At 71.3% G+C, this 24187-nt stretch carries 25 protein-coding genes; 14 read left to right on the plus strand and 11 right to left on the minus strand.

What is annotated here, in order from left to right; all coding sequences use genetic code 11:
• Window positions 1-21: 21 nt before the first annotated feature.
• The 5 genes from MNOD_RS00045 to MNOD_RS00070 all read left to right on the plus strand — a co-directional run bounded on the left by MNOD_RS00045 (window position 22) and on the right by MNOD_RS00070 (window position 3313).
• On the plus strand, window positions 22-258 hold the full coding sequence (locus MNOD_RS00045; protein WP_012634299.1) for a BolA family protein: 237 nt from the start codon (window positions 22-24) through the stop codon (window positions 256-258).
• A gap of 17 nt (window positions 259-275) precedes the next feature.
• Window positions 276-791: a DUF29 family protein gene (locus tag MNOD_RS41180; protein ID WP_012634300.1), complete on the plus strand. Its 516-nt coding sequence runs from the start codon at window positions 276-278 to the stop codon at window positions 789-791.
• 13 nt (window positions 792-804) lie between these two features.
• Window positions 805-1143, plus strand: a complete 339-nt coding sequence (grxD, locus tag MNOD_RS00055; protein WP_012634301.1) for a Grx4 family monothiol glutaredoxin — start codon at window positions 805-807, stop codon at window positions 1141-1143.
• Window positions 1144-1261: 118 nt separating this feature from the next.
• Window positions 1262-2161 carry an NAD(P)/FAD-dependent oxidoreductase gene (locus tag MNOD_RS00060; protein ID WP_012634302.1) on the plus strand — a complete coding sequence of 300 codons (900 nt, stop codon included), beginning with the start codon at window positions 1262-1264 and terminating at the stop codon, window positions 2159-2161.
• 972 nt (window positions 2162-3133) lie between these two features.
• Entirely contained in the window at window positions 3134-3313 is a 180-nt protein-coding gene (locus MNOD_RS00070) for a hypothetical protein (RefSeq protein ID WP_012634304.1), read from the plus strand.
• A gap of 3 nt (window positions 3314-3316) precedes the next feature.
• Here MNOD_RS00070 and MNOD_RS00075 read toward each other — a convergent pair whose 3' ends face one another.
• Both MNOD_RS00075 and MNOD_RS00080 read right to left on the minus strand, forming a co-directional pair.
• Entirely contained in the window at window positions 3317-4189 is an 873-nt protein-coding gene (locus tag MNOD_RS00075; protein ID WP_012634305.1) for a hypothetical protein, read from the minus strand.
• 104 nt (window positions 4190-4293) lie between these two features.
• The gene (locus tag MNOD_RS00080; RefSeq protein ID WP_012634306.1) at window positions 4294-6351 is read right to left on the minus strand and encodes a M3 family metallopeptidase; all 2058 of its coding nucleotides are present in this window, start codon (window positions 6349-6351) and stop codon (window positions 4294-4296) included.
• 132 nt (window positions 6352-6483) lie between these two features.
• Between MNOD_RS00080 and MNOD_RS00085 the strand changes: the two genes are divergently transcribed.
• On the plus strand, window positions 6484-7230 hold the full coding sequence (locus MNOD_RS00085; protein WP_012634307.1) for an extensin-like domain-containing protein: 747 nt from the start codon (window positions 6484-6486) through the stop codon (window positions 7228-7230).
• Between the two features lie 58 nt (window positions 7231-7288).
• Complete coding sequence (locus MNOD_RS00090) at window positions 7289-8308, plus strand: L,D-transpeptidase family protein (protein ID WP_012634308.1); 1020 nt, start codon at window positions 7289-7291, stop codon at window positions 8306-8308.
• A 162-nt stretch (window positions 8309-8470) separates the two neighbouring features.
• On the opposite strand, the gene MNOD_RS00095 is transcribed toward MNOD_RS00090, so the two are convergent.
• The 3 genes from MNOD_RS00095 to MNOD_RS00105 all read right to left on the minus strand — a co-directional run bounded on the left by MNOD_RS00095 (window position 8471) and on the right by MNOD_RS00105 (window position 11346).
• Entirely contained in the window at window positions 8471-9214 is a 744-nt protein-coding gene (locus MNOD_RS00095; RefSeq protein WP_012634309.1) for an ABC transporter permease subunit, read from the minus strand.
• Window positions 9211-10350, minus strand: coding sequence for an ABC transporter permease (locus tag MNOD_RS00100; RefSeq protein ID WP_012634310.1), 1140 nt, complete (start codon window positions 10348-10350; stop codon window positions 9211-9213). Before MNOD_RS00100 ends, MNOD_RS00095 begins: the two co-directional genes overlap by 4 nt.
• A gap of 63 nt (window positions 10351-10413) precedes the next feature.
• The gene (locus MNOD_RS00105; protein WP_012634311.1) at window positions 10414-11346 is read right to left on the minus strand and encodes a glycine betaine ABC transporter substrate-binding protein; all 933 of its coding nucleotides are present in this window, start codon (window positions 11344-11346) and stop codon (window positions 10414-10416) included.
• 300 nt (window positions 11347-11646) lie between these two features.
• Here MNOD_RS00105 and MNOD_RS00110 point away from each other — a divergent pair, with 300 nt between their 5' ends.
• On the plus strand, window positions 11647-11961 hold the full coding sequence (locus MNOD_RS00110; protein ID WP_425277525.1) for a response regulator: 315 nt from the start codon (window positions 11647-11649) through the stop codon (window positions 11959-11961).
• A 283-nt stretch (window positions 11962-12244) separates the two neighbouring features.
• Here MNOD_RS00110 and MNOD_RS00115 read toward each other — a convergent pair whose 3' ends face one another.
• Window positions 12245-12634 carry a YraN family protein gene (locus tag MNOD_RS00115; RefSeq protein WP_012634314.1) on the minus strand — a complete coding sequence of 130 codons (390 nt, stop codon included), beginning with the start codon at window positions 12632-12634 and terminating at the stop codon, window positions 12245-12247.
• The gene (gene rsmI / locus MNOD_RS00120) at window positions 12621-13574 is read right to left on the minus strand and encodes a 16S rRNA (cytidine(1402)-2'-O)-methyltransferase (RefSeq protein ID WP_012634315.1); all 954 of its coding nucleotides are present in this window, start codon (window positions 13572-13574) and stop codon (window positions 12621-12623) included. Before rsmI ends, MNOD_RS00115 begins: the two co-directional genes overlap by 14 nt.
• A gap of 177 nt (window positions 13575-13751) precedes the next feature.
• Here rsmI and MNOD_RS00125 point away from each other — a divergent pair, with 177 nt between their 5' ends.
• Window positions 13752-14948, plus strand: coding sequence for a penicillin-binding protein activator (locus tag MNOD_RS00125; RefSeq protein ID WP_012634316.1), 1197 nt, complete (start codon window positions 13752-13754; stop codon window positions 14946-14948).
• A 278-nt stretch (window positions 14949-15226) separates the two neighbouring features.
• Here MNOD_RS00125 and hemW read toward each other — a convergent pair whose 3' ends face one another.
• The 4 genes from hemW to yciA all read right to left on the minus strand — a co-directional run bounded on the left by hemW (window position 15227) and on the right by yciA (window position 17744).
• Window positions 15227-16390 (minus strand): radical SAM family heme chaperone HemW, encoded by a 1164-nt coding sequence (gene hemW, locus MNOD_RS00130; RefSeq protein WP_012634317.1) that lies wholly within the window; start codon window positions 16388-16390, stop codon window positions 15227-15229.
• A 299-nt stretch (window positions 16391-16689) separates the two neighbouring features.
• Complete coding sequence (locus tag MNOD_RS00135) at window positions 16690-16992, minus strand: YkgJ family cysteine cluster protein (RefSeq protein ID WP_012634318.1); 303 nt, start codon at window positions 16990-16992, stop codon at window positions 16690-16692.
• A complete protein-coding gene (locus tag MNOD_RS00140) occupies window positions 16989-17249 on the minus strand; it encodes a hypothetical protein (protein ID WP_012634319.1) in 261 nt (86 codons plus the stop codon). Before MNOD_RS00140 ends, MNOD_RS00135 begins: the two co-directional genes overlap by 4 nt.
• A 75-nt stretch (window positions 17250-17324) precedes the next feature.
• Window positions 17325-17744, minus strand: coding sequence for an acyl-CoA thioester hydrolase YciA (gene yciA, locus MNOD_RS00145; RefSeq protein ID WP_012634320.1), 420 nt, complete (start codon window positions 17742-17744; stop codon window positions 17325-17327).
• A gap of 356 nt (window positions 17745-18100) precedes the next feature.
• Between yciA and MNOD_RS00150 the strand changes: the two genes are divergently transcribed.
• The 5 genes from MNOD_RS00150 (at window position 18101) to MNOD_RS00170 (ending at window position 24167) form a co-directional block, all read left to right on the plus strand.
• On the plus strand, window positions 18101-19324 hold the full coding sequence (locus MNOD_RS00150; RefSeq protein ID WP_043747738.1) for a caspase family protein: 1224 nt from the start codon (window positions 18101-18103) through the stop codon (window positions 19322-19324).
• Window positions 19325-19457: 133 nt separating this feature from the next.
• Window positions 19458-19868, plus strand: coding sequence for a DNA-directed RNA polymerase subunit omega (rpoZ, locus tag MNOD_RS00155; protein ID WP_012634322.1), 411 nt, complete (start codon window positions 19458-19460; stop codon window positions 19866-19868).
• 438 nt (window positions 19869-20306) lie between these two features.
• Window positions 20307-22520: a RelA/SpoT family protein gene (locus MNOD_RS00160; RefSeq protein WP_012634323.1), complete on the plus strand. Its 2214-nt coding sequence runs from the start codon at window positions 20307-20309 to the stop codon at window positions 22518-22520.
• 196 nt (window positions 22521-22716) lie between these two features.
• Window positions 22717-23307, plus strand: a complete 591-nt coding sequence (pyrE, locus tag MNOD_RS00165) for an orotate phosphoribosyltransferase (RefSeq protein ID WP_012634324.1) — start codon at window positions 22717-22719, stop codon at window positions 23305-23307.
• 200 nt (window positions 23308-23507) lie between these two features.
• Window positions 23508-24167, plus strand: coding sequence for a LabA-like NYN domain-containing protein (locus MNOD_RS00170; protein ID WP_012634325.1), 660 nt, complete (start codon window positions 23508-23510; stop codon window positions 24165-24167).
• The last annotated feature ends 20 nt before the right edge of the window (window positions 24168-24187 follow it).

Genomic DNA, 24187 nt, shown 5'->3' on the forward strand with positions numbered 1-24187 from the left:
ATCCACGGAGATTCCTGAACCATGCCCATGGACGCCCGCGAGATCGAGGCGATGATCCGGGAGGCTCTCCCGGATGCCAAGATCGAGATCCGCGACCTCGCCGGCGATGGCGACCACTACGCCGCCACCGTCCTGTCCTCGTCCTTCAAGGGCAAGTCGCGGGTGCAGCAGCACCAGATGGTCTACGGCGCATTGCAGGGTCGCATGGGGGGCGTGCTCCACGCGCTTGCGCTGACGACGGGCGTCCCCCAGGATTAGGCTCCGCGGAGCCCGCAATGGACCAGCCCCCGCTCTACGAGGAGGACATTGTGACGTGGGCCGAGCAGCAGGCATCGGCCCTGCGGAGTTTGGCCGCTCGTCCGGACTTGTCGAACGCGCTCGATTGGGACGCCGTCGCCGAGGAGATCGAGGAGGTGGGGGCGTCGCGCATTCGGGCGACTGCGAGTGCTCTCTTGCTCGTTCTGGTCCATGTCCTCAAGTACGTCTCGGCTCCGACGGCGCAGTCGACGCGGTCGTGGCGGGCGGAGGTGATCACCTTTCAGACGGCGGCCCGCGGCCTCTACACGCGTTCCACGCGCCAGCGCATCGATTGGGACGATCTGTGGCGGTCGGCGAAGCGGAATGCCGATGCGTCCCTTCACATTCACGGCGACAGCCTGATCGAGGGACTGCCGGAGCAGATGCCCTTCACGCCCGAGGAGCTGGTTGCACCGGATTTCGACATGGACGCGGCGCTGTCACGCTTAGGCCCGCTTCTCGCACCAACCGGCGGCCGACGCCGCCCGACCTAAAGGGACAACCATCATGACCGACATCAACACCCGCATCGAGAACGAGATCAAGTCACAGGACGTGGTCGTGTTCATGAAGGGCACGCCGCAATTCCCGATGTGCGGCTTCTCGGGTCAGGTCGCTCAGATCCTCAATTACCTCGGCGTCGACTACAAGGGCATCAACGTGCTGGAGGACATGGAGATCCGCGAGGGCATCAAGGCCTATTCGAACTGGCCGACCATTCCGCAGGTCTACGTGAAGGGCGAGTTCGTCGGCGGCTGCGACATCACCCGCGAGATGTTCCAGTCGGGCGAGCTGCAGCAGCTGCTCGCCGAGAGGGGCATCGCGGTGAAGACCGCCGCCGCCTGACCGGATTGCATCTGCGGCATCGGGACAAGGGCGCGCGAGCGCCCTTTTTCGTGCGCGCCGCGTGAACCCTCCCTGCGCCTCGCGTCTTGTCGGACAGGGGTGCAGCGGCGGAACTCTCATGCGCGACGTGATCATCGTGGGCGGCGGGCCCGCGGGCCTGAGTGCGGCCCTGGTTCTGGCCCGGTGCCGCCGCACGGTGCTGCTCATCGATGCCGGGCATCCGCGCAACGCCGTGACGGCGCGGATGAACGGCTATCTCGGCCATGACGGCTGCCCGCCGGGCGAGCTGCGCGCGACCGCCCGGGCGGAGCTGGCGCGCTATCCGAGTGTCGAATGCCGCGACGGCGAGGCGACGGATGCGCGCCGCGAGGAGGACGGCTTCACGGTCGTCCTGGCGGATGGCCGCACGGAACGGGCCCGCCGCCTCATCCTCGCCACTGGACTCGCCACCGAGCTGCCGCCGGTCGAGGGCTTCGCGGAGTTCTGGGGCCATGGCGTCCACCATTGCCCCTATTGCGACGGTTACGAGAACCGGGACGCGCCCGTCGTCGTCTACGGGCGCGGCGGGAGCGGCAAGGGCCTCGCCCTCGAACTCACCAGCTGGACCCGGGACCTCGTCCTCTGCACGGACGGTCCGGCGGAGGAGCTGTCGGCGTCCGATCGCGACCGGCTCGCGCGTCAGCGCATCCGCATCGACGAGCGGCCGGTGGCGCGCCTCGAAGGCGAGGACGGACGCCCGGTCCGCCTCCGCTTCGCGGATGGCGATGCCCTGCCCTGCCGTGCCCTGTTCTTCGCGCCCGCCGCCTGCGCCCCCTCCCCGCTCGTCGAGCGGATCGGCTGCGACCTGACGCCGAAGGGCACGGTGCCGACCCGCGACTACGAGCAGTCGAACGTGCCGGGCCTCTACGTGGCGGGGGACGCCTCGCGCCGCGTGCAGTTCGCCATCGTGGCCGCGGCCGAGGGCGCGATGGCCGCCTTCGCGATCAATACCGAGCTTCTTCAAGAGGATACGCGCTGAGCCCGCCGCGCTGGAGCCGTGGCCGTTTCGATTGAAACGGTCACGGCTCTTCAGTCTTTGATTTGTCGCGCTCCCTTGCGCCGAACCGGCATCCACGTCGGCGGGGAGCGCCCTAGGGCACCCCTCCCGACCTTCAAGAATGTCGTGAGCTGCAAAGCTTTGTTAGCCTTGATGCACACTGATTTGCACCGGGGGTGAGCATGAGAGCTTTGGCAAGAGCCTGGCGGAGCCGTGCGTTCCAGGATCCCCAGGACGCGTCGCGGAACGAGGCGGCGCGTCCGGTTTCCGTGACCGCAAGGCCGATCGAGCGGGAGCAGGAGCATCGCGGGCTCACGGCGCGCGAGCTGATCCGCATGGCCCAGTCCGCACGCATCCACCGGAACTGACCGGGGGCGGCGCTCGCTGCCGCTTCCATCGATCCATGACCGTCCCGGGAACGTGACGCATCGGCACGCGATTCGGGACGGACACGAGTGACCCTGCTGCGAGACGGTTCAAGTCCGTTGCGGCAGCTTTGAGATGGCGGTCGCGCCGCGCCGTTGCGGACCGCCTTGCGCGAGAGCTCAGGCCACCTCGCAGGCGCGGCGGCAGAGACGCGTGATCGAAGCCTGAGCCGGCCTTGCGGCACCGCAGCAGAGGCCGCCGGATGGTCGGGACAACCTCTGATTGATCGGTGCCGGTAGCTGTGTCACAGCGACAACCGGCGCGCGTTTCCTCGCGCCTTCGTGACCACTTTGTCTTGCACCGCAACGCGACCCGCACGTGCGTTGCCGCACAACGAGACTTGGAGGGCCGCCTTAGAACTTGGGAAACCGAGCGGAGCGCAGGTCCACTGACTTGCAGCGAGGCGCGAAAACTTTTGTTGCGCGGCCTCGTCAGGTGCGGAACTGTTCAGCTTGTCATCGGTTGTTGTGTATCTTGTATGCGTGTGCGTACCCCACCAGCCACGGGCCTCGCGCCCGGGGGACCATCATGCCCGATTTCGACGCCCGCCATCTCGACGACGCCGAGGCTCTCGCCCGCCTCGCCGAGATTCTTCATCCGACCAAGGCCCTGCGGGCCCAGGCGAAGGCCCGGGGCCGGCGCCGCGAGCGCGAAGGGCTTGTCGCTGCGGCCAAGCCCGCCGACGCCAAGTCGGACGAGGCGGCGTGAGCCTCACCACAGCTGCGATGTGATCAGGCCCCGGTTCGTCACGACGACCCAGGTCTTGCCCCGGCGCTCGATCGCCTCGACGCGGCCGATGCCGGGGACGGTGTCGCCCGGCCCCACCTCGACGAGGCGCCGGTTGCGGTTCTCGATCATCGCCACGCCGTCATAGACGTCGCGCAGCGTCCAGCCGTCCACCAGGGTGGGCGCAGGCTTCGCGGCCGGCTTGTCGGGCAGGCTGCCGGTCAGCGCGGGCTCGGCCGCGGCAACCTTCGCGGCGGGCGCCGCGGGCGCAGGAGCGGCCGGGGCCGCGCTCCGCTGCCGCTCGACCTTCTCGCCGAGCGCCGTCACGCGGGCGGATTGCTCGCGGTCGAAATGGTCGAGCTTCTCGGAGAGACCGGCGAGCTTCGTCGCCGTTTCGCCGCCGACCTTGTTCAGCCGGTCGAGGCGCTCGGCGAGCTGGCCGAAGCGCGTGCCGCTCTCGGCCCGCGCCTTCTCGGCCGCATCATGCGCCTCGGCGGTGCGGTCCTTGAGGAGCTTGATGTCGGTGGCGAGGCGAGCGGACTCGGCGGCCTGCGCGTCGAGGCGCGTCGCGAGCTTCTTCCACTCGGCCTGTCCGATCGCCGGCCGCTCCGCTCGGGCACCCTTGGTGAGGAGCGCGACCGCGGCGCCGCCTCCGAAGGAGCCGAGGCAGAGGCCGCCGAGCAGCGCCGCCGCGATCGGCGGGCGCAGCTTCAGGCGGAAGGCCGGAACCTTGCGGAAGGCTTCGGCCTTCGGGAGCGCAGCCCTGGCGCTCGTCACCGCATCCTTGAGGCTCGCCTCCGCGGAGGCTGCCGACGTGCCGGGCGCCGACGCCCCGGCCTGATCCTTGCCGTCGCTCATGACGCAAAAGCTTCCCAACGATCCCAGGAAGCTATTGGTTAAGGATGTTTGTTTACCGAATGGTTAGCGGCCATCGGCAACGGCAGCCGTTCCGGCATGGATACTTAGGCGGCGAGCAGGCCCCGCTTGCGCAGGAGAGGCTCGATGCTCGGCAGCCGGCCCCGGAAGGCCGTGTAGGCGCTCTGCGCGTCGCGCAGGTTCCCCGCCCCGTACACATAGGTCCGCAGGCGGCGCGCCGTCTCGGGGTCGAAGATGTCGCCCGCCTCCCGGAACGCGTCGAAGGCATCCGCGTCCAGCACCTCCGACCAGAGATAGGAATAGTAACCGGCAGCATAGCCCTCGCCCGTGAAGATATGGGCGAAGTGCGGCGAGCGGTGCCGCATGCTGATCTCGGCCGGCATGCCGATCCGCCGCAGGGCCTCGGCCTCGAAGGCGTTCACGTCGAGCCCCTCCTCCACGGCGCGCGAGAGATGCAGGTCGAGGTCGACAATGGCCGAGGCCGTGTATTCCACGGTGGCGAAGCCCTGGTTGAAGGTGCGGGCGGCGAGCAGCCGCTGGAGCAGCGCCTCCGGCATCGGCTCGCCCGTGCGGTAGTGGCGCGCATGCGCCCGCAACACCTCGGGCTGCTCCAGCCAGTGCTCGTAGAGCTGCGAGGGCAGCTCGACGAAATCGCCCGCCACGGCCGTGCCGGCGAGCAGCGGATAGGTGACGTCCGACAGAAGTCCGTGCAAGGCGTGGCCGAATTCGTGGAACAGCGTGCGGGCATCGTCGAAGGAGAGGAGCGAGGGCTCGCCCTCTCCACCCTTGGCGAAGTTCATCACGTTGACGATGATCGGCGTCACCGGGCCGATGAGCCGCTCCTGCGACCGGAAGGCGCTCATCCAGGCGCCCGAGCGCTTGCTCGGCCGCGCGAAGTAATCGCCGAGGAAGAGGCCGATCGTCGTGCCGTCGCGGTCCTTCACCGCCCAGGCGCGCACGTCCGGATGGTAGCGGGGGAAGGCCGGGAGTTCCTCGAAGCTCAAGCCGAACAGGCGCGAGGCCGTGTCGAAGCTCGCCGCGATCACGCCGTCGAGGGGCAGGTACGGCTTGATCTCGCCCTCGTCGAGGTCGTGCTCGGCCCGGCGCAGCTTCTCGGCGTAGTGACGCCAGTCCCAAGGAGCGAGGTCGAAATTCCCGCCCTCCTCCCGGACCATGGCCTGCAGCCGGTCGCGCTCGGCCGCCGCGCGCTCGCGGGCGGGCGTCCAGACCTCGCGCAGGAGCTTCATGGCGGCCTCGGGCGTGCCCGCCATCGTGTCGGCGAGCTTGAAATCCGCGAAGGTCTCGTAGCCGAGGAGCCGCGCCCGCTCGGCCCGCAGCCGCATGGTTTCCACGATGATCGCGCGGTTGTCGGTCTCGCCCCCGTTCTCGCCCCGGCGGATCCAGGCCGTATAGGCGCGCTCGCGCAGGTCGCGCCGGGTGGAGAAGACCAGGAAGGGCTCGATCAGGGAGCGCGCCAGGGTGATGACGTGGCCCGGCAGGCCCCGCTCGGCGGCGGCCCGCGCCGCGGCCGCGCGCAGGAAGGGGGGAAGGCCCCCGAGATCCTCCTCGGTCTCCAGCGGCAGCACGAAGCTGCTCTCGTCGGCCAGCAGGTTCTGCGAGAAACGCGTGCCGAGTTCGGCGAGCCGCGCCGTGATGGCGGCCACGCGCTCCTTCGCGGCCGGGTCGAGATCCGCGCCCGCGCGGCGGAACAGCGTGCGGTAGCGGTCGAGGACGCGGCGCTCCTCCTCCGACAGGCCCGCCTCGTCGAGCGCCTTGACCCGTGCCCACAGCGCTCCGTTGAGGAAGAGCGCGCTGCGGTGCCGGGCGAGGCGCGGCGCCATGATGCGCTCGACGGCCTGGAGCTCCGGGTTGGTGTGGCTGCCCGTGATGTTGAAGAACACGCCGCTGACGCGCTTGAGCCCCTGACCCGACCGCTCCAGCGCCGCAACCGTGTTGGCGAAGCTCGGCGGCTCCGGGCTGTCGGCGATCGCCGCGATCTCGGCCTCGTGCTCCGCGAGCGCCGCCGTGAAGGCCGGCTCGTAATGGGCGGGTTCGATCCGCTCGAAGGGCGGCAGGCCGTGGGGCGTCGTCCAGACCGGCTCCGAGAACGGATTGCCCGGGAGAGTCGCCGTCGTGCCAGCCATGCGCGTCGATCCTGTGCCTGTGAGCCTTAAGCCCCGACGATAGAGGGCGGCGCCCGGGGTGCAAGCCGCAAGGTCGTGGAACGGTCACGGTCGCGGGCCGTTGAGAGACGCTGGACACGATCGGCGGAAGGAATGCTGATTCGTCATCCTGTCCTCCTCGCCGCCCTGCTTCTGGCCCGGCCCGCGGTGGCCGAGGTGCCGCTCCCGCCGCCGCGCCCCGATCGGCCGCCGCCGGCGGCCGAGCCCGCCCCGTCTCCCCTCGAGCCCGCCCCCACGCCTGCCCCCTTGCCGCCCGAACGACCCGCCGAGCTGCCCGCCGGTCCGGTGACGCCGGTGGTGCCGGACGACACCGCCTGCCTGCGTCGGCTCGACCGCCTCGGGGTCAAGGCCGAACCCCTGCCGCCGCTCTCGGACGGGCTCTGCGGCGCGCCGAAGCCGCTCCGGGTCACCGAACTGCCGGACGGTGTCCTGGTCTCGCCCGCAGCCACCCTCACCTGCCAGGCCACCGAGGCGCTCGCCCGGTGGAGCACGGAGGTGCGTGTCCTCGCCGAGCGGGGGCTCGGCTATGCCCCCCGCTCCGTCCGCATCGCCACCTCCTACGAGTGCCGCGGCCAGAACCGCGACCCGGAGGCCAAGCTGAGCGAGCACGCCTTCGCGAACGCCGTCGACATCGTGGGCTTCACCTTCGAGGGCCGCGATCCAGTGACGATCGGGACAGAAGCGGACGGCACGCCCGAGGCGGCCTTCCAGGCGGCGGTGCAGGCGAAGGCCTGCGCCTTCTTCCGCACCGTGCTCGGGCCCGGATCGGATGCCGCGCACGGCAACCACCTCCATCTCGACGAGCGCGAGCGCCCGGCCGGGCACCGGCTTTGCCAATGATGTGGAACGGGAGGGCCCCTCCGCGACTTGAGGCGAGCGCGGCAACAAGGTCAAGGCGATGCGACGGGCGATCTACGGAGTGGCGGCATGTCTCCTGCTGATCGGAGGCGCGGGCGCGGCCGAGACCGCCCTCGACCGCGAGGCCGTGAATACGGCGCGGTTCGAGCCCGACCGCCAGACCAGGGAAACCGGCAAGCAGCCCGATCCGCTCCTCGTCAAGGTGCAGGTGCTCCTCGACCGGGCCCGCTTCTCCCCGGGCGTCATCGATGGCCGCTCCGGCGACAATCTCGAGGGCGCGCTCAAGGCCTTCGCTGAGGCCAGGGGCATGAAGGCGTCGGGCCGCCTCGACGGGGCGCTCTGGGACGCCCTCGCGGTGACGAGCCAGGATCCGGTGCTCGGCGACTACACCATCACCGAGAAGGACACGGCTGGCCCCTTCGTGAAGGAGATCCCCGCGAAGATGGAGGAGCAGGCCGATCTCAAGGCCCTGGCCTATACCGGCCCGGCCGAGATGCTGGCCGAGCGCTTCCACATGAGTCGCGCGCTGTTCGAGGCCCTGAACCCGGGCAAGGCGTTCGACAAGCCCGGGACTCTGGTCACGGTGGCGGCCGTCGCCCCGCTGGAGCTGGAGCGGCCCGCCGCCAAGAGCCTGCCCGAGGAGCCGAAAGTCCAGCGGATCGTCGTCGACAAGGAGGCCCTTCAGGTGCGGGCCTATGGGGGCGACGGCGCGCTCCTCGCCGTCTACCCGGCCTCGATCGGCAGCGAGGAGAAACCCGCCCCGCAGGGCACCTTCAAGGTGAAGGGAATCGTCTTCGATCCGGACTACACCTACGATCCGAAATACGGCTTCGCGGGGGTGCACGCGAAGCACAAGTTCACGATCAGGCCCGGTCCGAACAATCCGGTCGGCCTCGTCTGGATCGACCTCTCGGCGGAATCCTACGGCATTCACGGCACGCCGGACCCGGAGAAAATCGGTAAGACGGAATCGCATGGCTGCATCCGCCTGACCAACTGGGATGCCCGCGACCTCGCCCGCCATGTCGTCAAGGGCGCGACCGTGGAGATCGGCGGTTGACCCCAAATCCCGCAGCGATCCCCGTCCGTATCAGTTGCCACCGGCGCTGCCGACCCTGGCGGATGACACCGTGGCGGATTGAGCGCTCCCGCCTGCGGCAGCCCCACCGGCCCTCAATTGAAACTTAGGAGCGGGGCGGCTTCCGCACATCTCAGTTTCTATTTAGGACGGATCCTGCCCCGGACGCCGAACGACGGCCTCGACCGCGAGCACGACCGCATCGGCCAGGAAGGCGAGCGCCGCCGCCGCCGCCGCGCCCTGCAGCAGAGGCAGCCCGTTCTGGTTCTGCAGCCCGACCACGATCGGGGTGCCAAGGGTCGGTGCGCCGGCGAGCGCCCCGACCGCGGCGGTCGCCACCGCCACCACCATCGCAACGCGCAGGGCCGCGAGGATCGGACCGGCCGCGAGCGGCAGATCCACCCGCCAGAACAGCTGCGCGGGCGTCAAGCCCATGGCGATTGCGGCGGCGCGCACCTCCTCCGGCACGTTTCCCAGCGCATCGCTCGTGGCGCGCAGGACCGGCATCAGCCCGTAGCAGGCGAGCGCCAGCAGGGTCGGCGGGGCGCCGAAACCGAGCACCGGGAGCGCGAGCCCGATCACCACGACGGGCGGGGCGGCCTGGGCGGCGGCGGCGAGCGCGTCGATCGGACCGCGCAGCCGCGCGCCCCCCGTCCGGGTCGCCAGGATGCCGAGGGCGAGGCCGAGCCCGCCGGCGAGCGCGAAGCCGGCAAGTGCAAGGAACAGGTGGCGCTGCGCGAGCCAGAGCAGCCGGTCGAGCGGCACGGGGGCGCCCGCGGACAGCCCGGCCGCCCGGGCGACGAGGCCCGCGACGGCCGGATGCGCCAGGGCGGCGAGGAGGAGCCCGATCGCGGCAGTGCCGAGGGCGCCGGACCAGCGCGGGCTCATGCGACCCTCCGGGGGTTGAGTGCGGCGAGGCCGCGATCGACGGCGAGCGACAAGGCGATCACCGGCACGGCGCCGAGCACGATCAGGTCCGGGGCGAACTGCGCCATCCCGTCGAAGACCACCGCCCCGAGCCCGCCCGCGCCGACGAGGCCGCCGAGCGTCGTCAGCCCGATGCTCTGCACCGCCGCGACCCTGAGGCCCCCGAGGAGGATCGGGGCGCCGAGCGGGAGCCGCACCCGCAGCAGGACCTGCCACGGCGTCAGGCCGAGGGCGCGCGCGGTCTCGACGACGGTGGGATCCGTCGCGGCAAGGCCCGCCGCGAGGCTCCGGACGAGCGGCAGGGCGAGGTAGGCGGCGGTGCCGATCACGGCCGGGGTCGGCCCGATCGCCCCGAGGCCGAGTTCCCGCAGCCCGGGCAGCCGCGCGAGCAGGCCCGACAGCAGGGAGACCAAAGCGGCGAAGAGCGCCAGTGCCGGCACGACCTGAACGCCGTTGAGCGCCGTGTCGATCAGGCGCGCCGCGAACCCTCGGCGCAGGCTCAGAAGCGCAAGCGGCACGCTCGCCGCAACGGCGAGCGCCAGTGCGCCAGCGGCGAGCGCGAGGTGCTGGAGGATGGCGGCATTCACCGCCCCGGCGCGGGCGCGGTACTCCACCACCAGCGAGAGGGAGTCGAACAATCCGGAATGGACCGCGATCCCGCCAGCCAGGACGGAGATCGCGAGCGTCAAGAGCCCGGCGGCCTGGAGGGCGGTGGCCCGGACCGCTTCGCCCGCGATCAGCGCGAGCGCGAGCCCGGCGATCCACGCCCCCGCGCCGAGGGAGGCCCGCGCGGCCGGTGGCTGCCCGGCGAGGAGCCCGGCCGCTCCCGCCCCGATGCCGAGGCCCAGCACTGCGAGCCCCGTGAGGGCGGCGGCGAGCGCCAGGAGCGCATCGCGGCGGCGCGTGCCGGACAGCAATCCCGCGGCGAGCAGGCCGAGCAGGGCCGCGCCGGCCCCCGCCCAGCCGGCCCCGACCGGTGCACCCGGGACGAGCCGGTTCGGCGCCAGGGTCAGGAGCGGCAGACCGGCGAGCGCCGCCGCGGCGGTCGCGGCGGCCGCGAAGGCGAGGACCGGGAGCGGGCGGGCGCCGAGCGTCATGGCGCCGCCCGATCCGGGGTCGGGAGCCTTGGCCGGCCCGCAGGGTCGCGCGCCATCCGGGCCTCACCCGAGATGGCGACGGGCCACCGCCTCGGGGGTCTCGCCCTCGACGGTGATGGCGGCGTTGAGGCGGCGCAGGGTCGGCAGGTCGAGCCCCGCGAAGACCCTGTCGAGGGCGGGCGCGATCGCCGGGTGGCGGGCGAGGACGGGCTCGCGGAAGACCGGGGCCGGCTCGTAGACGATCTGCGCGCCCTTGGGATCGGCCATCACCACTACGTCGAGGGCGGTGATGGCCCCGTCGGTGCCGTAGACCATCCCGGCATTGACGCCGCTGATCCCCTGGGCGGCCGCCCGCAGGGTGACCGAGGTGTCGCCGCCCGGCAGCGTGACGATGCGCTCCCGGGGCAGGACGAAGCCGTAGGCCTGCTCGTAGGCCGCGAGCGCCGCCGGGCTCTCCACGAACTCGGCGGAGGCGGCGAACTCGATCAGGCCGCGCCGGACCGCCCGGGCGAAATCCTCCATGCTCGACAGCCCCTCGGCCCGCGCGAGGCCGCCCCGCACGGCGATCTGCCAGGAATTGTTCGCCCGCGCGGGCGTCAGCCAGACCAGCCCGCGCGAGGCGTCGAAGCGCCGCGCCGCCGCGTAGGCGGTTTCGGCACGCTTCCAGGCCGGATCGGTCTCCGTCCCCGAGAAGAACGCCACGTTGCCGGTATATTCCGGATAGGCGTCGATCTCGCCCGCGACGAGGGCCGTGCGGACGATCCGCGTCGGCCCGAGCTGCAGCCGGTCGACGACCGGGATGTCGATGCGGCGCAGGGTCTGGAGGATCATCTGGCCGAGCAGCGTGCCCTCCGCATCGCCCTTCGAGGCCACGGTCACGGGCGTCTCCGCCGCGCGGGCGGCGCTCCCGGTGAGCGCGGCGGCACTCGCCCCGAGAATCAGCTTGCGGCGGCTGAGTGTGCACAAGGCCCGCGACGTTGGAGAGGGAGGGTTCATCCTCTTATCCGCACGACTTGAACCGGCCGGAGATGGGTCACGGCGACGCTTGACATGGACCCCGTTCCAGGCGACGCCTCAACGGCCCTCGCGACCCGCGGGGGCGCGATTCCGCGGCGAGCGCGGGCGCGCGGATTCGCCGCCCTGGCGGCCAACGGTGATCCAGACCATCCACAGAGTGACAGCGTGGCCTCGGTGCGAGGCATTGAGGAAAGAGCCTCCGGCGTGAGCACGGAAACAAGCGACCAGATCCTGAATGGGGCCCGCGTCCTCGTCGTCGAGGACGAAGCGGCGATCTCGATGCTCCTGGAGGACATGCTCCTCGATTTCGGCTGCGACATCGTGGGTCCGGCCGCGCGGCTGAGCACGGCGCTCGAAATGGCCGAGAACGAGACCTTCGCGGTCGCGATCCTCGACGTCAACGTGGCGGGCGAGCCGATCTATCCGGTCGCCGAGGCCGTGGTGCGGCGCGGCCTGCCGCTGGTTTTCTCGACGGGCTATGGCGGGGCCGGGATCCGCGAGCCGTTCCGCGACCGGCCGGTGGTGCAGAAGCCCTTCAGCCAGCAGGACCTCAAGCGCACCCTGATCGCGGCGATCCGGGGCCATTCGGACTGACGGCGGGCGCCTCCGCCTCATCGCCCCGGGCTCTGTCGGGCCGCACCGTCTCCGCTTCCACCCGGCGCTTGAACGCGCCCCAGGCCATCAGCGTGCAGCCGCAACGGTCGCACTGGATCGGTGCGTCCTCGTGCAGCACGGCCGGGAACCGCACCGCCGGGCTGCCGCAGGCTTCGCAGCCGAACCCACTTCGCATGATGCCCCTCCGGCCGGTCCGCGCGGAACCCTGGCCTTGCTGCGCTGCACAGAGCATGAACGGCGCGGCATGGTTTGCCAACTCCTGTCAGGACGGCTCAAGGTCGAAGGCGGAGACGAGATGACGCGGCCAGCGCCGCGGTGCGACGAAGACCGCGTCGGCCCGCAGGGTGAGCCCGGCGCTCCAGGGATGCCGCGCGATCCAGGCGCGGGCCGCCCGCGAGAAGGCGCGGCGCTTGCGCGCGTCGATCGCCGCGGCGGCCGCGTCGAGGGTCGGCCGGGCCTTCACCTCGACGAAGGCGATGACGCTGCCGCGCCGCATGACGAGATCGATCTCCCCGCCCGCGGCCGCGAAGCGCCGCGCGAGCGGCCGGTAGCCCTTGAGGAGCAGCGCCAGCAGGGCGAGCCGCTCGGCCCCGTGCCCGCGCAGATAGGTGGCGCGCCGCCGGCGCGCCGCCGGATCGTCAGTCCTCGTCATCGGCGCGCCGCGTGAGCGCGAGCGCGCGCGCGTAGACGTCGCGGCGCTTCTGGCCGGTCTCGTCGGCGACGAGCGCCGCCGCATCCTTGATGGAATGGCGCGCGAGCGCTGCGGTGAGCCGCGCGTCGAGGTCGGCATCCGCCTCGGGGCCCGGCGCGCCCTCGACGGCAGCGCCGATCACCACCACCACCTCGCCCTTCGGCGGCCCGGAGGCGGCGAACTCGGCCGCGAGCGAGGCGAGGTCGCCGCGGCGCACGGTCTCGAACAGCTTGGTGAGTTCCCGGGCGACCGCGGCGGAGCGCCCGCCCCCCAGCATCTCGGCCGCATCCGCCAGCATCTCGGGCAGGCGGTGGGGCGCCTCGAACAGGACGAGGGTGCCGGGCACGCTCGCGAGGGCGGCGAGGCGGTTGCGCCGCGCCCCCGCCTTCTGCGGCAGGAAGCCCTCGAAGAAGAAGCGGTCGGTCGGCAGGCCCGCGGCCATCAGGGCGGTGATGGCCGCGGAGGGGCCGGGCACCGGCGTGACGGAGAGCCCCGCGGCGATCGCCGCCTGCACGAGCTTGAAGCCCGGATCCGAGACCAGGGGCGTGCCGGCATCCGAGACCAGGGCGAGCGCCTCGCCGGCCTTCATGCGCGCCACCATGCGCTCGCGGACCGCCTCGCCCGAATGCTCGTGATAGGACACGAGCGGGGTGGTGATGCCGTAATGGGCGAGCAGCGTGCGGGTGACGCGGGTGTCCTCGGCCAGCACCGCATCCGCCGCCGCGAGGGTGCCGAGCGCCCGGAAGGTCACGTCCTTGAGGTTGCCGATCGGCGTCGCCACCACGTGCAGGCCCGGCGCCAGGGGCTCGGCCTCTGCGGCGAGGCCGAAGGCGGTGTAGACCGCCGGCCCTCGGCCGGGCGCGTCGGGGCGGCGGGGGGGATCATCGGCACGGTCGCTCATGGCCCGTATCTCGCACGATTGCGGCCGGACTGACCATGGGGGATGATCATCAGGGGAAACCGGCGGCATTGTTGCTTCACCGCGGAGCGTTCCGTCGTTTACACTTCCTGAGGAGACTTTCTGCAGCCGGCCGATGCCGTCGGGCGTCGGGGCGGTCGCAGCGGGGGAGCGGGGGCGATGGCGGCGATGCGCTTCGGACGACGGGGGCGGCTGGCGGCGAGCATGGTGCTCGCCCTCGGGCTCGCCGCCTGCGGCGGCGGGGTGAGCCCTGTCGTCGCGACGCGGCCCGTTGTGGAGGCGCCCGCCCCACCGGCCGGCGATGCCGCGACGATCGGGGCCGGCTCCGTCAAGGTGGCGCTGATCCTGCCGCTCACCGGCCCGGGCGCCGCGGCGGGGACCGCCATGCGCAACGCCGCCGAACTCGCCGTGCAGGAGTTCCAGAACCCCGATCTGAAGATCCTGGTGAAGGACGACCGCGGCTCGCCCGAGGGGGCCCGCGAGGCCGCGTCGGCGGCGGTGGCGGAGGGGGCCGAACTCGTGATCGGCCCCCTCTTCGCGGGCAGCGTCCAGGGCGCCGCCGCGACCGCCCGGGCTGCGGGCAAGCCGGTGATCGCGTTCTCGACCGATGCCAGCGTGGCCGCCCGCGGCGTCTATCTCCTGAGCTTCCTGCCCCAGCCCGAGGTCGACCGCGTCGTCGACGAGGTGACGGCCGCGGGCCGGCGCTCCTTCGCGGCGCTCATCCCGGAGACGACCTACGGCCATGTGGTCGAGGCCCAGTTCCGCGAGGCGGTCGCCCGCAAGGGCGGGCGCGTGGTGGCCCTCGAGCGCTACCCGGCCGGCAATCCCGCGGCGGCGGTCGGGCGGCTCGCGCCGCTGATCACCGGACCGGGCGCCCAGGCCGACGTGCTCTTCCTGCCCGACGCGCCCGAGGGGCTCGCCGGCACGGCGGGCGCGCTCACCCGGGCGGGCTTCAACCCGACGCGGGTCAAGCCGATCGGCACCGCGATCTGGAACGACCCGCGCGTCTTCGCGTTGCCGGCCCTCCAGGGCGGCTGGTTCGCGGCGGTCGATCCGGGCGGCTACGCCAATTTCGCCCAGCGCTACCGCACCCGCTTCGGCACCGAGCCGGTGCGGGTGGCCTCCCTCGCCTACGACGCGGTCTCGCTCGCCGCCGCACTCAACCGGCAATACGGGTCGCAGCGCTTCGCGGAGCCGACGCTCACCAACCCGTCCGGCTTCGCGGGGGTCGACGGCACCTTCCGGTTCAGGGCCGAGGGAACGAGCGAGCGGGCGCTGGCGGTGTTCGAGATCCGCGGCGCCGCCGCCGCGGTGGTGAGCCCGGCCCCGCGGGCGCTCGGGCCTTCGGGGACGTGAGGGGGCCTCGGCCGTCCGGTCGATCCCGGCCTCATGCTGAGGTGCTCCGAAGGAGCCTCGAAGCACGCCGGAACGGTGGTCCGAGGCTGTGGTGGATGGGAGCACCGGTCCGGGGTGCTTGGAGGCAGCCTGCGCGATCTGCGATCGCCCGCGCCTCAGCATGAGGAGCGGGGCAGTTTCCACGCACGTCAGTTTCGATTGAGGAGCGGGGCCGCTTCCACGCGCCTCGGGTTCGATTTGGGCTGCGCGTTGGACAGCGGGTCTCCGTCGAACGGCGCTCAGGCGGCGAGTTCCGCCACCAGTGCGTTCAGCACCGGCGCCCCCTTGGGCGTCGCGGCGATCCGGCCCGATCCGGTCAGGGCTATGAGCCCTTCCTGCACCAGCGCGTCGAGCCGCCCCCGGTCGATCGGCCGCCCGGCCAGGGCCGCGAAGCGGGCGGGATCGATCCCCTCCGCCAGGCGCAGGCCCATCAGCAGGAACTCGTCCGCCTCCTCCGCGGGCTTAAGCGGCTCCATGGTCACGATGCCGTGCCCATCGCGGGCGACGCGGGCGAGCCACGCCTCCGGCACGCGCTCCGTCACGGTCCCGGTGCGGCCCTCCGGCAGGACGAGGCGGCCATGGGCGCCGGGGCCGATGCCCGCATACTCGCCATAGCGCCAATAGAGCAGGTTGTGCCGGGATTCGGCCCCGGGCCGGGCGTGATTCGAGATCTCATAGGCGGGCAGGCCCGCCGCCGCGCAGACCTCCTGGGTCACGTCGAACAGGGCCCGGGCCGCATCCTCGTCCGGGGTGACGAGCTTGCCCGCTGCCGCGAGACCGTGGAACGGCGTCCCCTCCTCGATCGTGAGCTGGTAGAGCGACAGGTGCTCGGCCGCCCGGGCGATCGCCTCCCGCAGTTCCGCCGCCCAGGCCGCTTGCGTCTGGTCGGGCCGGGCGTAGATCAGGTCGAAGGAGTAGCGCTCGAAGTGCCGCGCCGCCGTCGCGACGGCCGCCAGGGCCTCGGCGGCGCTGTGCAGGCGGCCGAGGCGCTTGAGCGAGGCGTCATCGAGAGCCTGGACCCCGAGCGACACGCGGTTGACCCCCGCCAGCCGGTAACCGCGGAACCGCTCCGCCTCGACGCTGGTGGGATTGGCTTCGAGGGTGATCTCGGCGTCCGGCGACAGGCTCCAGGCGCCCGCCACCGCATCGAGGAGCGCGCCCACGGTCGCCGGCTGCATCAGGGAGGGCGTGCCGCCCCCGAAGAAGATGCTGGTGACCGTGCGGCCGGGGGTGAGGGCCGAGACATGCGCGATCTCGCGCGCGAAGGCCGCCCGCCACACCGCCTCGTCCGGCGGCGCGTGGCGCACGTGGCTGTTGAAGTCGCAATACGGGCACTTCGCCGCGCAGAACGGCCAGTGCAGGTAGACCCCGAAACCGACGTCTCGGGTGGGATGATCGATCATGGGCCCGGATGTGCCGCCGCGCGCGGCCCGGCACAAGGTCCCAGGAGGCCGCGTGTGTCAGTTCACCACCGGCCGGGCGATTCTGTCGGATGACATCGCGGCTGACGGAGCGCTCCCTCCCGCGGCAGCCAACCCAGGCCCTCGTGCTGAGGCGCTCGCGTAGCGAGCCTCGAAGCACGCCTGACCGCTGGTCCGAGGCTCCGGCGGATGGGAGAACCGGTCCGGGGTGCTTCGAGGCTCGCTGACGCTCGCACCTCAGCATGAGGAGCCTGGCGGCTGCCACGCAGGTCGGATTCTATCTAGGGGACGGGCAGGCCGAACCGGCGCCGCGCCGTCAGGCATTCCGGATCGCCCGGCTCGCAGGTGCGGCAGACTTCGGGCCGCACCGCGTAGACGCGGCAGGTCACCGCGACGCCGACCTCGCCCGCGAGCGCGCTGCAGCGGTCGCCCTCGCAGCGCATCCGACCGGCCGGATCATCCACATAGGCCGCCGGGATCGCCGCGAGCGCCGCCTCGTCCTCGGTCGAGAAGCGCGGCCAGTCGGCCGAATAGGCGCAGCAGGCGCCGCAGGCCTGGCAGGCGAAGGCGGGCGGCGCGCTCACTCGGCGGGGGGCGGCAGGGCGAGCCGCGCGGCGTTGGCGGCGACGTGCTCGCGGTAGCGCGCCAGCACGGCGCCCATGCTGCCGCCCGCGAGCAGCGTGCCGGATGCCTCGATGAGGGCACCCACCTTCTCGCTCACCATCTGGTGCGCCTCTGCGGCGGCGGCGGCATCGCAGGCAGCGAGCTTCACCAGACGTCGCGCGATCACGCTCTGCGACTCCACCGCCAGCAGGACGGACTCAACCCACACTTCGAACATGCCTGACTCCGAGGGACCGCTCACGCGGCGAGCCTCAACAATGCGCCAAAGCCTGAAAGGTCCCCTACCGCTCCGTCATGGCCGCTCTGCTTTCGGAGCGGGCGGCACCGGGCGCGGCCGGCCCTCGTCGTCGATCGCCACGAAGGTGAAGCTGGCCTGAGTCACCTTCTCGCGCAGCTGCGTGCGGAAGCGCCGGGCCCAGGCCTCGATCTCGATGCGCATCGAGGTGCGGCCTACCTGGACGACCCGGGTGTAGACGCACAGCACGTCCCCGACCCGGACGGGGCGGATGAAGCTCATCCCTTCGACGGCCACCGTCACGACGCGGCCCTGCGCCCGCTCGACCCCGGCGATGCCGCCCGCTTGGTCCATCTGCGACATCACCCAGCCGCCGAAGATATCGCCGTTGGCGTTGGTGTCGGCGGGCATGGCGATCGTGCGCACGGTGAGATCGCCGCGGGGAAGGTCGGTCGTGGTGTCCTCGGTGGCGGGCATGGCGGTCCTGCACCTCTCGTTGGGCGGGAGCGAGCATAGGCGCTTTGCGGCCAAGGCGACATGCCGCCCGCAATGCGGGCGCCCGCATTGCGGCCGCTTCCGGCGCCAGCTAGAGCATGGTCCGACGCTGAGGATACCGGCTCGTTGCAGACCATGCGGCGAGATCGGAAGTCTAGAATCCGTCCGGCGCGTCCGGACGCGCCGGACGGATTCCCAGTCCTCGATGTGTCGTATGTCCGGACGGAGAAAAGGTGCCGGAGAACCGGTGTCCATTTCTCCTGGACATAACTCCTAGGCAGCATCCGGTCGCCCTGAGCGGAAGCTGCTCCCGGTCATTGCCCGAGGGAGAGGGGCTCGTGCGGCGCGTCTGGCTCTGGCTGATCCTGTGGGCCGCCATGGTCCACGAGGCCGCGGCGGCCAACCGGCTCGCCTTCGTGGTCGGGGTCGACACCTATCCGAATCTCGGGCCCGCCGCCGCCCTGGAGCGGCCGGTCGCCGATGCGAGGGCGGTGGCCGAGACCCTCGAGGCGATCGGCTTCCGGGTGACGCTCCTCTCCGCCGCGGTGACGCAGGAGACCTTCCTGCGCCGTTTCGGCGCCTTCGCGGACCAGGTGCAGCCCGGCGACACGGCCCTGTTCTACTTCGCGGGCCATGGCATCGCGCTCCAGGGCACGAACTACCTGCTGCCCTCCGACATTCCGGCGATCGAGCCGGGCCAGGAACTCCTCGCCCGCACGCGTGCGCTCGCCGAGGCGGACCTGAGCGCGGCCCTGCGCGAGCGCGGCGCCCGGGTCGTCGTCATGGTGATCGATGCCTGCCGGGACAATCCCTTCCCGCGCGCCGGGACGCGGAGCGTCGGCCTGAGCCGCGGCCTCGCGCGGACCGAGCCCGCCGAGGGCGTCTTCTCGCTCTACGCGGCCGGCGCGGGCCAGCAGGCCCTCGACCGCCTGCCCGGCCGGGACCCGAGCCCGAACTCCGTCTTCACCCGGGTCTTCGTGGCGCAGCTGCGGCGGCCGGGGCTCAACCTCATCGATCTCGGCGAGACGGTGCGCGACGAGGTGGTGAAGCTCGCCGAGACCGTGCCGCACAAGCAGGTGCCCGCCTACTACAACGAGGTGCGCGGCGCCCGCTTCATCAGCCTCGCCGGTGCAGAGGCCGCTCCCCGGCCGGCGGTCGATCCGCCGCCCGCGGCGCCGCGTCCGGCCGAGGCGCCGGGCGCCGCCACGCCGCCGGCCCTCCCGGCCTCGGTTCCGCCGGTCCCGCCGGCCGTCGCTCCGTCCCGCCCTCCGGCGACATGGCCGCCGTCGGCCCCGGCTGCGGGCGAGCCGCTCCGGGACGCGAGGATCGGCCTGTTCAGCCATCCGGTGCGGCTCGATCCGGGCGGCGACAACTGGCTTGCCCTGCGCAGCCGCCCGAGCGCCAGCGAGGGTGTGCGTCTGATGAAGCTCGGCCCCGATTCGCTCTTCACGGTGCTGGGCCGGCAGGGCGTCTGGCTCAACGTGCGCCTGCGCACCGGCGAGACCGGCTGGGTCCATGGCGACTATGTCGGCTGCTGCCGTCGGGCGCCGCTGCTGCCGTGAGCCCTCCGGGCCGGAGCGCCGGGCGGGCGTGAGGGCGGCGATCTGCAGCAAGTCCTGTGCTTGTTGCAAAATGGCATCTCGTGTAGAGAGACGCGATCCCGATACGCCGACCGTCCGAAGGAAGGAGCCGCGCATGGCTCGCGTCACCGTTGAAGATTGCATCGACAAGGTCGAGAACCGGTTCGAGCTCGTTCTGCTCGCCGGCCATCGGGCCCGGCTGCTCTCGTCCGGCGCGCCCCTCACCGTCGACCGCGACCGCGACAAGAACCCGGTCGTCGCGCTGCGCGAGATCGCCGACCAGACCATCACGCCGGACGACCTCAAGGAGCAGCTGATCCACTCGCTGCAGAAATACGTCGAGGTCGACGAGCCGGAGGCGGAGGCCGTGCCGCTCCTGTCGAGCTCGCCCGCTGCGGCGGCCGTGGCGCCGCAATCCTCCGGCGACGACGGCGACATCCAGTTCGACCGCATGAGCGAGGAGGACCTGCTGCGCGGCCTGGAGAACCTCGCGCCGCCGACCGAGACCGAGGACGAGGGCGACTAAGCAGGTTTCGGACCAGTGCGTTGCGGTTTTCCGTCGAAAACATGCGGCATATCAAAAGCCTGAGCGGACGAAGCGGTGGCACGCCCCACCAAGTCCGCTTAGAGTCTGTCCAGGAGAAGTGGAGGCCGGTTCTCCGTCCGGACAGACGACACATCGAAGGCTGAGAGGCTGTCAGGCGCATACTGGAGCGCCTGACAGCCTCTACCGGCCGCCGGTTCTCCCCGGCTCTCCCCCCGGAACCCGGCCTCCGCGCCGGGTTCTTGCGTTTTCGGCGGGGCTGAAATGCGCTTTGCGACGAGAAGGATCTGGCGCGGACGCGATTTCCCCCCGATAGTCGCGTCTCCCCCTCAAGCGTCGTCCGCGAGGCCTGCTCGGCTGCCTGCGTGCGACGGCGCGCCGCCTGCGATGGAAGACAGGGTGTCAGGAGACCACCGGCGGATGATGCGCCAGTACGAACTCGTCGAGCGGGTGAAGGCCTACAATCCCGCCGCCGACGAGGCGATGCTCAACCGGGCCTACGTCTATGCCATGCGGGCGCACGGCTCGCAGATGCGGGCATCCGGCGACCTGTTCTTCGCCCATCCGCTCGAAGTCGCGGCGATCCTCACCGAGCTGCGCGTCGACGATGCCACCATCGTGGCGGCGGTGCTGCACGACACGGTCGAGGACACGGCTGCCACCCTGGAGGAGATCAACCGCACCTTCACGCCCGAGATCGGCACCCTCGTCGACGGTCTCACCAAGATCAAGCGCCTCGACCTCGTCTCCAAACAGGCGGCGCAGGGCGAGAATTTTCGCAAGCTGCTGCTCGCCATCGCGGCGGACGTGCGGGTGCTGCTGGTCAAGCTCGCCGACCGGCTGCACAACATGCGCACGCTGCACCACATGCCGCCGGAGAAGCGCGTCCGCATCGCCCAGGAAACCCTCGACATCTATGCGCCGCTCGCCGGCCGCATGGGGATGCAGGAGCTGCGCGAGGAACTGGAGGATCTCTCCTTCCGCAACCTCAAGCCCGACGTCTACGCGACGATCAGCAAGCGGCTCGACGACCTCACGACCAAGTCCGAGAGCCTCGTCGAGAGCATCGAGCGCGATCTCGTCCAGCGGCTCGCGGCCAAAGGCATCACCGCGCAGGTCAGGGGGCGCCAGAAGCGGCCCTACTCCATCTGGAGCAAGATGGAGCGCAAGTCCGTCGCCTTCGAGCAATTGTCGGACATCTTCGGCTTCCGGGTCGTGGTCGATTCGGTCGACACCTGCTACCGGGCACTCGGCGTCGTGCACACGACCTGGCCGATGGTGCCGGGGCGCTACAAGGACTACATCTCGACCCCGAAGCAGAACGACTACCGGTCGATCCACACCACGGTGATCGGGCCGAAGAGCCAGCGCGTCGAACTGCAGATCCGAACCGCCGAGATGGACGAGGTGGCGGAGTACGGCATCGCCGCGCATGCCCTCTACAAGGACGGCTCGCCCCATCTCGCCACCGAGAGCGGCGCCTATCAGTGGCTGCGCCGCACCATCGAGCTCCTCGCCGAGGGCGACAGCCCGGAAGAATTCCTGGAGCACACCAAGCTCGAACTCTTCCAGGATCAGGTCTTCTGCTTCACGCCGAAGGGCCGGCTGATCGCGCTGCCGCGTGGGGCGACGCCGATCGATTTCGCCTACGCGGTCCATACCGAGCTCGGCAACGCCGCGGTCGGCGCCAAGATCAACGGGCGCATCGCGCCGCTCCTCACCGAGCTGCAGAACGGCGACGAGGTCGAGATCGTGCGGGCGGACGGTCAGACCCCGCCCGCGGCCTGGGAATCCCTCGTCGTCACCGGCAAGGCGCGGGCGGCGATCCGGCGGGCGACGCGCTCGGCGGTGCGGCGGCAATATGCGGGGCTCGGGCGCCAGATCCTCGACCGCGCCTTCGAGCGCGCCGGCAAGAATTTCTCCGACGAGAAGCTGCGCGGCGCCCTCCCCCGCCTCGCCCGCACCTCCGCCGAGGACGTCTTCGCGGCGGTGGGCCGGGGCGAGATGTTCTCAGGGGACGTCGTGAAGGCGGTCTATCCCGACTACAAGGACGAGCGGCGCAGCCAGTCTGCCGCCACGGGGCCCAAGCCCCACGTCAACGGGGCGGGCCGCCTCTCCCTCGACAAGGACCAGACGGTGCGCCTGACCTGGCCCGGCAAGGGGCGCGGCGAGGAAGACGAGGGCGCGATCCCGATCCGCGGCCTCGACCGCGACCTGCCGGTGCGCTTCGCGCCCGAGGGCGGCGCGGTGCCGGGCGACCGCATCGTCGGCATCCTCACGCCCGGCGAGGGCGTGACCATCTACCCGATCCAGTCCCCGGCCCTCGCCGCCTTCGACAACGAGCCCGACCGCTGGCTCGACGTGCGCTGGGACGTGGACGGCGGCTCGAATCAGCGCTTCCCGGCCCGCATCGCCCTGCAATCCATCAACGAGCCCGGCAGCTTCGCCCAGATCGCCCAGGTGATCGCCGACCACGACGGCAACATCGACAACATCTCGATGAAGCGGCGCAGCCAGGACTTCACCGATGTCCTCATCGACCTGTCGGTCTGGGACCTGAAGCACCTCAACGCGATCGTCTCGGAGCTGCGGGCCAAGCGCGTGGTGAGCCGGGTCGAGCGGGTGAACGGGTGACACCAACGGTCATTTTCATGTGACCGGTGGTTCCGCTCTCGAATTGTCGCCAAGCCAAAGGCTTGGCGTCGAAAATTCGAGATGGCTCAACGGCCCGCTGCGTCAGCAGCCTGGGCCGTTGGTATGAGGGCCCGGTTGCGCCCCGCCCCGCCCCCTGCCACAAGCCGCGAAACCCGATCCGAGGACGGCCCGCCCGATGACGCCAGACGACCTGCTCGAAGAATTCCGCGCCGCGGGCGCGCTCCTCGAAGGCCACTTCATCCTCTCGTCGGGCCTGCACAGCGCGGTCTTCCTGCAGAAGATGGCGATCTTCAGCGATCCGGTGCGCACGGAGCGGGTCTGCGCGGGCCTCGCCGCGCTGATCCGCGCGCGCTACGGCGCCGTGGACATCGTGGTCTCGCCGGCGATCGGCGGCATCGTGCCGGGCTACGAGACCGCGCGCGCGCTCGGCGCCAGGGCGATCTTCGTCGAGCGCGACCCCGGCGGCCCGTTCCAGCTGCGGCGCGGCTTCAGCATCCCGGCCGGCGCCCGGGCCGTGATGGTCGAGGACATCGTCACGACCGGCCTCTCCTCGCGGGAATGCCTCGCCGCCCTGAAGGCGGAGCCCGGCGAGATCGTCGGGGCGGCCTGCCTCATCGACCGCTCGGGCGGCCGGGCCGATCTCGGTGCGCCCCTGGTGGCCCTCGCCACCCTCGACATCCCGAACTACCCGGCCGATCAGCTTCCGCCCGAACTCGCCGCGATCCCGGCCGTGAAGCCCGGAAGCCGCGCCATGAAGGCGAGCTGAGTCGTCCGTGCAAATCGCGCGGCCTCAGCTTGACACCGGACGGCCGCGGTCCTTACCTCAGACCTATTGCAAGACCGCGGGCCGGCGCGCCCTCAGCGGTGGATGTTTTCACGATCATCCTGCGTTTCATCGTTGCGCCGTGTTCTCGGAACCGTGTGGCCATTGTTCAGCCCGGCATTTCGGGCGGTCAGGAATAGCATATGACATATCAACGCAGCGCCCTCTTCATCGACGGCGCTAATGTGTACGCGACGACCAAGGCTCTCGGATTCGACATCGATTATCGAAAGCTGCTCGCGGATTTCAAGGCGCGCGAAAACCTTATCAGGGCGTTTTACTATACGGCACTGGTCGAAGATCAGGAATACTCGTCGATTCGGCCGTTGATCGACTGGCTGGATTATAACGGCTACCGGGTGGTGACGAAGCCCGCGAAGGAATTCACGGACTCGAGCGGCCGCCGCAAGGTCAAGGGCAACATGGACATCGAACTCACGATCGATGCCCTGGAGCTCAGTCCCTATATCGACCACATGGTCCTGTTCTCCGGGGACGGCGACTTCAAGCCGCTCGTCGCCGCGATGCAGCGGCGGGGCGTGCGGGTGACGGTGGTCTCCACCATCCAGACCCAGCCGCCGATGGTGGCCGACGATCTGCGCAGGCAGGCCGACGATTTCGTCGACATCGTCCACCTGATCCCGCGAATCGGTCGCGACCAGAGCGACCGTCCGACCCGGCCGCTGCGCCCGGCTCCGGCCGGCGAGGGGCTGCGCGAGAACGGCGAGCGCAGCCCCGTGCGGCCCTCGGCGACCCTGGAGCAGCGCTACGGGATCCGTCAGGACGAGACCGAGGAGGATTGAATAGAACCGGCTCTGCGGGT

Source organism: Methylobacterium nodulans ORS 2060, from assembly GCF_000022085.1.
In the GTDB taxonomy this organism is placed as follows: Bacteria; Pseudomonadota; Alphaproteobacteria; order Rhizobiales; family Beijerinckiaceae; genus Methylobacterium; species Methylobacterium nodulans.